The organism is Camelimonas sp. FR25, from assembly GCF_059740505.1.
The window spans coordinates 191,359-201,618 of sequence record NZ_JCAWFG010000078.1 but is presented as its reverse complement, the minus strand read 5'-3'; the positions used below and the strand labels follow the sequence as shown (position 1 = coordinate 201,618).

The 10,260-nt window shown below is 63.3% G+C and carries 7 protein-coding genes; 6 read left to right on the top strand and 1 reads right to left on the bottom strand.

What is annotated here, in order from left to right:
• On the bottom strand, nucleotides 1–1,210 hold a 1,210-nt coding region (locus AC6A67_RS10510; RefSeq protein WP_498036494.1), incomplete at its 3' end, for an FAD-dependent monooxygenase.
• Between the two features lie 173 nt (nucleotides 1,211–1,383).
• Between AC6A67_RS10510 and AC6A67_RS10505 the strand changes: the two genes are divergently transcribed.
• The 6 genes from AC6A67_RS10505 (at nucleotide 1,384) to xth (ending at nucleotide 10,180) form a co-directional block, all read left to right on the top strand.
• Nucleotides 1,384–2,262 (top strand): acyl-CoA thioesterase, encoded by an 879-nt coding sequence (locus AC6A67_RS10505; RefSeq protein ID WP_498036493.1) that lies wholly within the window; start codon nucleotides 1,384–1,386, stop codon nucleotides 2,260–2,262.
• Between the two features lie 376 nt (nucleotides 2,263–2,638).
• Nucleotides 2,639–2,977: a P-II family nitrogen regulator gene (locus AC6A67_RS10500; protein WP_498036492.1), complete on the top strand. Its 339-nt coding sequence runs from the start codon at nucleotides 2,639–2,641 to the stop codon at nucleotides 2,975–2,977.
• Between the two features lie 92 nt (nucleotides 2,978–3,069).
• Nucleotides 3,070–4,506 carry an ammonium transporter gene (locus tag AC6A67_RS10495; protein WP_498036515.1) on the top strand — a complete coding sequence of 479 codons (1,437 nt, stop codon included), beginning with the start codon at nucleotides 3,070–3,072 and terminating at the stop codon, nucleotides 4,504–4,506.
• A gap of 449 nt (nucleotides 4,507–4,955) precedes the next feature.
• Nucleotides 4,956–8,168, top strand: coding sequence for a DNA translocase FtsK (locus AC6A67_RS10490; protein WP_498036491.1), 3,213 nt, complete (start codon nucleotides 4,956–4,958; stop codon nucleotides 8,166–8,168).
• A 501-nt stretch (nucleotides 8,169–8,669) separates the two neighbouring features.
• The gene (locus AC6A67_RS10485) at nucleotides 8,670–9,254 is read left to right on the top strand and encodes an outer membrane lipoprotein carrier protein LolA (RefSeq protein ID WP_498036490.1); all 585 of its coding nucleotides are present in this window, start codon (nucleotides 8,670–8,672) and stop codon (nucleotides 9,252–9,254) included.
• Between the two features lie 110 nt (nucleotides 9,255–9,364).
• Nucleotides 9,365–10,180 (top strand): exodeoxyribonuclease III, encoded by an 816-nt coding sequence (gene xth, locus AC6A67_RS10480; RefSeq protein WP_498036489.1) that lies wholly within the window; start codon nucleotides 9,365–9,367, stop codon nucleotides 10,178–10,180.
• Nucleotides 10,181–10,260 lie beyond the last annotated feature (80 nt).

Here is a 10,260-nt window from a genome sequence, read left to right as displayed (position 1 = left end):
TGCTGCCAGAAGCAATCTTCACCATCAGGCTACGGAAATTTGAACTGCGACCCAACAACCGTGCGCCCAAATCACGGACCAGACGGGCTGGCGCCAGATCGTTCGCAAACAGCCAGTTCAACCCCTCCATGGCAAGCGCCATGGCGAGCACATCTGGTCGACGTAGCTTATCGTATGCATGCAGCGTTTCATCATTTGCCGCCGCAAGACCAACACATACTGCATCCGCCACAAGCCGACTGAGCACCTCAACATCGCGCAGTCCAAGATTCAATCCTTGTCCCGCCAAGGGATGAATGAGATGGGCAGCATCTCCAATCAACGCCATCCCCGGCGCGTGAAAACGGCGCGCCAGGCCGAGCGCAAGGGGGAAAACTCCGGGCGGAAAATGCGCCAAACCGATATCGCCACGATCCAACCTGAACCTGCGGCGGATCTCCCCCAGAAACTCGTCCTGATCAAGGGCGCGCAAGGCAGGCAGGTTGTCATTGCGCTCGGTCCAGACGATGGATGAGCGATTGCCCGTCAATGGCAGGATCGCAAATGGACCAGATGGCAAAAAGTGTTGGGTGGCGCGCCCATGGTGCGGGCGCGCATGCTTTATTGTCGCCACAATGCCCGACTGCTCATAGCTCCAGCCGTACCAGCCAATTCCCGCAAGAGATCTCAACCTGGACGTGGCCCCGTCGGCGGCGACCAGAAGGTCTGCCGTCAGTCGCGATCCATCAGACAGGATGGCTTCGCCGCGCTTCCCGGCGGCGACATCGGCGCCTGACCAACGGTTGACGCTGACTGGACGCAGGACTGCTCCGGCGCTTACCGCTGCCTGGCTCAGCGCCGCGACAAGATCGTCATTGGCGATGATATGGGCCAGCGGCGCATCATTCTCCCCACCGGCGCCCAGTGTAAACAGCTCATGTGGAACCGGATCACCAGGTGAACCATCCGTCAGTTCCATGGTGTCCACCGCCTGGGCCAGGCAGGCTACCTGTTTCCAGACACCCAATTCCTCCAGGAGTTGTCGCGCGTCGGGCGCCACCGCTGACACCCGCATTCCGCTCGCTGCACCCGCCGGCCTATCAGACGCAAACGCGGGATCACAGATGACCACGACGGCTCCCGCCCCAAGCCTCGCCTTCAGCGCCACCGCCATTGCGAGGCCGACAATGCCCGCGCCGCCAATCAGGATGGTCTGCTGAAATGTCGACACTTTGATCCTCCTGATCGACTGCCTCCCGCAGCGCTACATATATGCGCTAGTGCAGGAGCCCGGCCAACTGCCTCGACGTGCCCGGACTGTCACATTAAAAAATATCAGCAAGAGCTGCCGGGGAGCATTGTGCTGCGTGCCCGCGCAGGTCCCCTGTGACGCTGGGAGGCGACATGAGCAAAGCCATCGACAACCTGCTGGCGATCCTCGATCTTGAGCCGATCGAGGTAAATCTGTTCCGTGGTAGAAGCCCGCAAGACCGGTGGCAGCGCGTTTTCGGCGGGCAGGTCATCGGACAGGCGCTTGTCGCCGCCTGCAGAACCGTGAATCAGCGCACGCTGCACTCCATGCACTGCTATTTCCTGCTTGGCGGCGACCCACGCGTGCCAATCGTCTATGAAGTCGACAGAATTCGCGATGGTCGCAGCTTCACGACACGGGGCGTAAGCGCGATCCAGCACGGCCGACCGATCTTTTCACTAACTGCGTCATTCCACGTCGACGAGACAGGCCTTGAGCACGCCGAGCCCCCTCCAGCCGTGCCTCAACCGGAGGATCTGCCAAGCCAGTCGGACATAGACCCGGCGCTGTTGGCGCGCATGCCTGAAAATCAGCGGCGCTATTACGCCACGGCGCAGCCCATCGAGATCAAGGCCGTCGACTACCAGCACTATTTTTCACGCTATTTCGCCCGAGAGCCGACGACCCTGCCGTTTTGCGTCTGGATCAGGGCAGCCAACCGGCTACCGGACGACCTCGCCATCCACCAGTGCGTGCTGGCCTATGCGTCTGACATGACGCTGCTCGACGTCAGCCTGTTTCCGCATGGGCGCAGCGTGATCGAACCCACCATCCAGAGCGCAAGCCTCGACCACGCCATGTGGTTTTACGGACCCTTCCGCGCCGACGAGTGGCTACTGTACGTGCAGGACACCCCGGTTGCCGGCGGCGCGCGTGGTCTGTCGCGTGGCAACATTTATACGCGGGACGGCAGATTGATTGCCTCCGTTGCGCAGGAAGGCCTCATCCGCCCGCGCCCCGACCTCGGATGAGGCCTTGTCGAAACACGGTCCGGTTAGAGCGCGTCAAGGCGCCTGCGCACTTCGCACGCAAAATGCCTATTAATTAGACGAGCATGGGGCGCCGAAAGTTTCGGCGCCCTTTTTCATGGCGCATGGCTTTGGAGCGTCACACCTCCTCGCCGCGTTGCGACGACGTCTCACCATTCACACCATCGGCGGAAGTCGTTGATTCCGGGCGCGCCTGATCAGGCTCATCGTTTTTTTTGCACTGGCTCTCCTAACTGGCGCCTGTCTTGCTTGAAGCCTTCTGAAGCCATGACTCTCCCAATCCGGAGGGTCCCATGGGGGTAACGTGCACCGGCTGGCAGAGGCGCTGTCCCGGTGCTCAAAAGGACAGGGGAAAGCGATGAAGATCGTAGTGGCGATCATCAAGCCGTTTAAGCTCGAGGAAGTGCGCGATGCGCTCACCTCCATGGGTGTCCATGGTCTGACCGTGACCGAAGTCAAAGGTTATGGCCGTCAGCGTGGCCACACTGAAATCTATCGCGGCGCCGAATACGCCGTGAGCTTCCTCCCCAAAATCAAGATTGAGGTGGCGGTCCCAGGGTCGCTTGTCGACGCCACGGTTGAGGCGATCGCCAACGCTGCGCGCACCGGCCAGATCGGCGACGGCAAGATTTTCGTTACGGCGATTGAGAAGGCCCTGCGCATCCGTACCGGTGAAACCGACGAAGACGCGCTCTGAGCCCGACGGCATACAGTTCTGGAGAAGAGATTATGAGCATCATGCGCAATTGGGGGGGCTCCTGGCGGGCCTCACGGATCGCATCGACTGCAATGGCGGGCCTGGCCGCATCGCTGCTGGCCACCGGCGCGGCCTACGCCGCCGATCCGACGCCTGCCAAGGGTGACGTAGCGTGGATGGCGGTTTCGACCATCCTGGTGCTGGCGATGTCCATCCCCGGCCTGGCGCTGTTCTACGGCGGCCTGGTTCGCACCAAGAACATGCTGTCAGTGCTCACCCAGGTAATGGCGATCGTCTGCCTCGCCGCCCTGATCTGGGTTTGCTATGGCTACTCGCTCGCCTTCACCGATGGCGGCGCGATGAACAACTTCGTCGGCGGGTTCTCCAAGGCGTTCCTCTCGGGCGTCACCCCGGAGAGCACCGTGGGCACCTTCTCCAACGGCGTCGTCATCCCGGAATACATCTATCTGGCGTTCCAGATGACCTTCGCCTGCATCACTCCGGCGCTGATCGTCGGCGCCTTTGCAGAGCGCGTCCGCTTCTCGGCCGTCCTGGTCTTCACCGCGCTTTGGCTGACGTTCATCTACTTCCCGATGGCGCACATGGTCTGGTACTGGGCTGGCCCCGACGCCATCGCCGCTGCGGCCAAGGAGCTGGCTGCCGCGACCACCGAGAGCGCCAGGGCTGCTGCTCAGGCCAAGCTTGACGCCGTCAACGCCGATGCTGGCATCCTGTTCAAGTGGGGCGCGCTGGACTTCGCTGGCGGCACCGTGGTGCACATCAACGCTGGTATCGCTGGCCTCGTTGGCTGCCTGATGATCGGCAAGCGCATCGGCTATGGCCGCGAACTGATGGCCCCGCACTCCCTGACCATGACCATGATCGGCGCCTCGCTGCTGTGGCTTGGCTGGTTCGGCTTCAACGCCGGCTCCAACCTTGAGGCCAATGGCGGCGCCGCCCTCGCCTTCCTGAACACCTTCCTCGCCACCGCCGCTGCTGGCCTCGGCTGGCTGCTGGTCGAATGGGCGGTGAAGGGCAAGGCGTCTTTGCTTGGCCTGGTCTCCGGCGTTGTCGCGGGCCTCGTGGCGATCACGCCTGCAACAGGCTTCGCTGGACCCATGGGCTCCATCGTGCTCGGCCTGATTGCTGGCCCGATCTGCTTCTTCTTCTGCACCACGGTGAAGAACACGTTCAAGTACGACGATACGGCTGACGTTTTCGGAGTCCACTGTGTCGGCGGCATCGTCGGCGCCATCGCCACTGGCGTGCTGGTCGCGCCGGCCCTCGGCGGCGTCGGCCTGGTCGACTATGCGACCAATCCTGGCTCGGCTTCGCCCGCCGCTTATGTCATGGCGACGCAGGTGTGGGCGCAGATCGAAGGCGTCTTGTTCACGATCGTGTTCTCGGGTGTCGGCTCGGCCATCCTGTTCAAGATCGTTGACCTGGTGATCGGCCTGCGCGTCTCCGTTGAAGAAGAGCGCGAAGGTCTGGACATCGCCGATCACGGCGAACGGGCTTACAACTACTGATCCCAGTCGACGGGCGCTCCTCCGCCCTGTTCGGATCGATCCTGGTCCCCCTCACGGCTCAGCTGTGAGGGGGATTGTTTTTTCGGACTTTCAGAAACGCACATGAACGACGAGGCATCGGTGATGTCTTTTCGTCCGAGGGGCTGTTAGCGGCCCGCCCCTAATCCCACGCCGGCAAACGTTAACTCCCAGGGCAAGATCGCGCTCGCCTCCTGCTGGGGGGCAAGGCGAACGCACGCCAGATCAGATGGCGCTGTGCGCAGACGGTGGAGGTTTCACATAAGGCGCATGGGCTCCATTCCCACCCCTAACCCTTGTTCTGCCAGCTACCATACAAGGTTAAGCGCGCCTTAACCCGGTCCTGGCTACCGTAGGGGTCGTGAGTCTCCAATCTCCAGGTCGGCATGCGCACCGTCAGACGTACTACCTCGCCCTCCCACGATCTCTCGTTGGCGTTTCGCAGCTTCATGAAGCGGCGCGCCTTCGATTTGCTTGGGATCGCCCTGATCGTCTTCGCCATCATCACGGCGATCGCACTGGTGACATGGTCGGTGCGCGACCCCAGCCTCACCCATGCCACTGAAGGCCGGATCTCAAACTGGTTGGGGGCGCCTGGGGCCATTTTCTCCGACATCGCCATGCAATTGCTGGGTCTCGGCTCAGTGGCATGGCTGCTGCCGATCGCCGTTTGGGGCATCTCGCTAGCCTCCCACCGATCCATGCCAGGCATGAAATGGCGGGTGCCCTTGTGGCTTGTTGGCTCCGCCGCAGCCGCGGGCCTCGCCAGCGCCATGCCGGCGCCGGGTGGCTGGCCCCTCCCGACCGGTCTCGGAGGCGTCATTGGCGACGCGCTGCTTGGCCTTGGCAATACCTTGTTTGGATTCATGGGCGCGCTTGGGCGGCTCGCGACCGGCCTCGTCTGTGCAGCGGGCGCGATCCTGGCGCTCAGCGCCGCCTGTGGCTACGGCTTTGACGATCACGCAGCAGGGGATGATGAGGACGACGTCGGGTCATGGCGGCGGTCCGCGACCGGGCCCGCCGAGGCGGATGAGCCCGGAATCGGCATCATATCACTCGGCGCCCTGGTGCATGGCATGATGATGTTCAAGTCGGCGCTTGGACGGCGCCGATCGCGCAAACTGGCGACGGGCGCGGCCATGGCTGGCGCAGTCACGCCGCAGTCGCCCAGCGCTCGGCCGGGGCGCATTGAGCCAACGGCATTTCCTCAACCAATGTCGCCTGCCGCCCAGTCTCCGGCCGCGCCAGAGCCGACGAGGTCGCGCGTGCGCATGCCGCCGTCCTGGCAACCTGAGCGTGAGATCGCCGAATCCCGCGCCGACGCCGCGCCATGGGCGCAGGAGAGCGCTCCTCTCCCGGTGCACGAGGCCTATGCCCCAACCAACCGGCGTGTCGAAACGCCAGCCGCTGCCCTGGCGACGGCGGCGCTTGCGCAGGAACACCCTGCTTATGCAACGCAGTTCGAACAGACTGCGCCGGCTCCCCAATCCGTCGCCTACGATGCCGTTGCAGCTCCCCATCGGCGGGATACGCAGTATGCTGCCGATGTTGCAATGGATGTCGTGGGCGCAGCCATGGCGCCAATCGCTGCGACGGCCCGCGCGCCGATGATCGAGAAGGTGACGCCAACCGCCGCGGCGATAGCCGCCGCCGCGGAGCTGTCCTCGCGCTTCGCCGCGCGGGTACGCCGCAAGCAGAGTCAGCCAGCCGTAGACGAGACGACGGACCTTGAGGAGCCAGAGGCGCCGCAACAGGCCGAATTCAGCGCGCAGGAGCAGGCGCCTCAGGCCCCATTCGTGCTGCACCGCAAGCGCGCCGCACACGACGTCAATGAAGAACTGGACCCAGCGGATCCGGAGTTGATCGAGGAACAGGCTGAACCAGACGACGCGCCTTCGGTGGCGCCGGCGCAGGCAGCGCCTGCGAGCGCCATTGCGGCGCGCGCTCCCGACTTCCCCGCCCATTCGCTGCGAGTCGGCGTGCCGCAGGCCCTGAGGGCGACGGGACCGGCCAATGACGATGGAGCAGCGCCTCCGGCAAAGCCGCAAAGCGCGGCCTCTGGCGTGGCTCCGACTCGCACCGCGCCCCTGGCGCCCCAGTTCCCGCTGCCCGACGCCTATGAGCTTCCCGGTCTGCCCTTGCTGGCCGAGCCGCGCCGGCCCGCCGCCAGCAGCATGCTGTCTGTCGAAGCGCTGGAACAGAACGCGACGCTCCTGGAGGGCGTGCTGGAAGACTTCGGTGTGCGCGGTGAGATCATCAACGTCCGGCCCGGCCCGGTCGTAACCCTGTATGAGCTCGAGCCGGCCCCTGGCACCAAATCGTCACGCGTCATCTCTCTTGCGGACGACATCGCACGGTCGATGAGCGCGATTTCAGCGCGCGTCGCCGTTGTCCCAGGCCGCAACGCCATCGGCATCGAACTCCCCAACACCAACCGTGAGACGGTTTATCTCAGGGAGCTGCTAGCTAGCGAGGATTTCTCCTCCTCCAAGTCGCGGCTCGGCCTCTGCCTCGGAAAAACCATTGGCGGCGAGCCCGTGATCGCGGATCTGGCCCGCATGCCACACCTTCTGGTGGCCGGCACCACCGGCTCCGGCAAGTCCGTCGCCATCAACACCATGATCCTGTCGCTGCTATACCGGCTCCGCCCGGACGAATGCCGCCTGATCATGGTCGATCCGAAGATGCTCGAACTGTCGATCTACGACGGTATCCCGCACCTGCTTACGCCCGTAGTGACCGACCCGAAGAAAGCGGTCGTGGCCCTGAAATGGGCTGTTCGGGAGATGGAAGACCGCTACAAGAAAATGTCCAAGATGGGCGTGCGCAACATTGACGGCTTCAATGCGCGCGTCGGCGAGGCCAAGCGCAAGGGTGAAATCATCACGCGCACCTTGCAGACGGGATTCGACAAGCAGACCGGCGAGCCAATCTTCGAAGAAGAGGCGATGGATCTTGATCCGTTGCCATACATCGTGGTGATCGTCGACGAGATGGCCGATCTGATGATGGTTGCGGGCAAGGAGATTGAAGGCACCATCCAGCGACTTGCCCAGATGGCGCGCGCAGCTGGCATCCACGTCGTGCTGGCGACCCAGCGCCCGTCGGTCGATGTGATCACCGGCACCATCAAGGCAAACTTCCCAACCCGCATCTCCTTCCAGGTGACCTCGAAAATCGACAGCCGCACCATCCTTGGCGAACAGGGCGCCGAGCAGCTGCTCGGACAGGGCGACATGCTGTATATGGCCGGAGGCGGTCGCATCACGCGCGTCCACGGACCATTTGTATCCGACAACGAGGTCGAAAAGGTCGTCGCGCACCTCAAGTCCCAGGGCAGGCCGCAGTATCTTGATGCGGTCACCGCCATGGACGAGAACGAAGCCGAGGAAGGCGGATCGGTGTTTGACCAGAGCGCCATGGGCTCGTCAGGCGCTGGCGACCTCTACGAACAGGCGGTGGCTATCGTTCTGCGCGATCAGAAGGCCTCGACCTCCTACATCCAGCGCCGCCTGCAGATCGGTTACAACCGAGCCGCGTCACTCATGGAGCGGATGGAGCTGGAAGGCATCGTCGGCTCGGCCAACCACGCCGGCAAGCGGGAAATCCTTGCCCAGGCCGGAGGGGATCACGAGCACGACTGATGTGCAACGGAACCGCTCACAATCTGGCTGCGCCAACCCTATATTGATGTGATTGGCTGCTGGCGCAGATCTGCGCCAGCACGGTTTGACGAGGAACGATCCAGCGTGACGGGTGACGCAATCAAGGGCAGTGGACCAGCCAGGGGCCGATTTCCCCTGCACCGTCACCGTGGGCTGGCCGGTGGCGCGGCCTTGCTGGTCGCGGTGGCGGCTTTTGCAGACACCGCATCCGCGCAAATCCAGTGGAACCCGTTCAAACCCGGCTTCGGCAAGCAGGCGCAACCTGCGCCAGACAGCCAGCGCATCCCAGTTGCGCCGCCGCCACCCTCATTGTCTACGCCCCCCCCCGATGGCGCGCGAGCCGCACCCACGACCGGAGTACGACCGACGGCTCAACCAGCTGCGCCAGCGCTGGCGACGTCTGCTCCCTTGCCGCCACCCCGGCCCACCAACTTGCAGGGCGCCTCGACGGTCGCAGGAAGCCCGGCCGCGACGCCGCCTGTGCGTGATCGAAACTCTGCGTCAGGCTCACAGGCGGCGGCCGTTGAAGCGGCAAAGGCCGCGAACCAATCGGGCGCACACCCGGCTCCGGCCAGCGCCACCGAAGCGCTCGCCCGGGTGAACGACTGGCTCAACGGATTCGCGTCAATCCAGGCGCGGTTCGTCCAGCACAATGCCCAGGGGCAGAAGGCTGAGGGCGCGCTATATGTGCAGCGGCCCGGCCAGCTGGTGTTTAAATACGACCCGCCTAGTACGCTCGAGATCGTCGCTGATGGTAAATCTGTCGCCGTGCGCGACAGCAAGCTGCGGACCAACGACGTCTATTCGATCGGCCAGACGCCGCTGAAATTCCTCGTCAAGGACCGCGTCAATCTGGCGTCGGACTCGAAGCTGCTCAATGTCTCAACCGACGCCCAGGGCGTAGTGCGGGTCGCGCTGTCGGATTCGTCAACGCTAGGCGGCACGTCGAAGATCACGCTGATCTTTGATTCCCGCGCCAACCAGCTGAAGCAGTGGAATATCGTCGATCCTCAAGGCTATGAGACCACAGTAGCGCTCTACAATCTGCGAGCCACCCCTCGCTGAGTTGCAGGTGCTCAATCTGGACGGCCGCCAGGAACATTGTTAGAGGCACGAACACGCCTGACCATCGTGTCGGGCGCTGGCGCCGATTTGACTGAACCTCAGGATAAGCCGTGGCTCTGACCGTAACGACCTGGAACATCAATTCGGTAAGGCTGCGCGCCGACCATGTCCTCCGGCACATGGACGAGGTGAGCCCCGACGTGGTCTGCCTTCAGGAGACCAAGTGCCCGGACGATCATTTTCCTACCGCCGTGTTCCGCAGCAAGGGCTACAGCCACATCGCGATGAACGGTCAAAAGGGCTATCATGGGGTGGCGATCCTGTCGCGCGTGCCATTTGCGGACACCAGCACCATGGCCTTCTGTGGCCAGAACGATTGTCGCCATATCGCGGTGCGCCTTCCCGACGCGTTTCGCAACATCGAGATTCACAATTTTTACGTGCCTGCGGGCGGCGATGCGCCAGATCCGGAACTCAACCCCAAATTCAGGCACAAGCTCGACTTTCTTGCCGAGCTTCAGACCTGGGGCGAGACCGAGCGACCTGCAGACCGCAACGCCATTCTCGTCGGCGACCTGAATATCGCGCCCTATCAAGCCGACGTGTGGAACCACAAGGCCTTACTCGGCGTCGTCAGCCACACGCCAGTTGAGACGGAGGCGCTTGAGCGCTTCAGGACATCCAGCGGCTTTATCGACGCCATCCGCATGCTCGTCCCTGAGCCAGAACGGATCTTCACCTGGTGGAGCTATCGCTCCAAAGACCACACCGTCAACGATCGTGGACGGCGCCTCGACCATATTTGGCTGTCGCCCAGCGTATCTACGGCGCTGCGTGGATATTCGGTCGACAAGGACGCCCGTAGTTGGGAGCGCCCCTCCGACCATGTTCCCGTCACGGTCAGGCTCGATTTGTCGGCGATGTGACCAAGCGGTAGGCCGCGCTGCGAGCCAATAGCGGACCATGTCTTGCTGACGGACAGAAGTCACCTTCATCGAGGCATAAG

Coding starts and splice junctions, on each gene's coding strand:
- AC6A67_RS10505 (WP_498036493.1), top strand. CDS start 1,384: ATGAGCAAAGCCATCGACAACCTGCTGGCGATCCTCGATCTTGAGCCG.
- AC6A67_RS10500 (WP_498036492.1), top strand. CDS start 2,639: ATGAAGATCGTAGTGGCGATCATCAAGCCGTTTAAGCTCGAGGAAGTG.
- AC6A67_RS10495 (WP_498036515.1), top strand. CDS start 3,070: ATGGCGGGCCTGGCCGCATCGCTGCTGGCCACCGGCGCGGCCTACGCC.